Annotated in this window: 1 protein-coding gene; it reads left to right on the top strand. The window is 70.6% G+C overall.

The window, feature by feature from the left end:
- A partial coding sequence (locus JCM25156_RS26845; protein WP_034962009.1) for a glycosyltransferase family 2 protein occupies nucleotides 1–503 on the top strand: 503 nt, incomplete at both ends.

The following is a 503-nucleotide window of genomic DNA, read 5'->3' on the forward strand; positions in this document are numbered from 1 at the left end:
CCGCGCGCTGGATGACCGCGCCGCGCGGGGGGAGATCACCCTGCGGCGGCACGCCACCAACAGCGGCTACCCGGCGGCGGTCAATACGGCGCTGGCCGATGCGCGGGGCATGGATGTCGTTCTGCTCAACAGCGATACGCTGGTTGCGCCGGGCTGGCTGGATGAAATGCTGCGCGTGGCCTATGCGCGTGCCGATACGGGCACGGTCTCCCCCCTTTCCAATGACGCCTCGATCCTGACATGGCCGGACCCGGCCCTGCCGCGACCGCTGGCTGGCGGACTGGCGGAGGTGCGCCATCTCATGGCCACGGCCCTGCGCGCCAATGGCGGGCGGGATGTGGACATTCCCACCGCCCATGGCTTCTGCATGCTGATCCGCCATGACTGCCTGCGCCAGACCGGCCCGTTCCGTCCGGCGCTGTTTGGCCAGGGGTATGGGGAGGAAAATGATTTTTCCATGCGCGCCCGGCTGGCGGGCTGGCGGCACCGGGCGGCGCCCGGCG

This window comes from Komagataeibacter kakiaceti JCM 25156 (genome assembly GCF_000613305.1).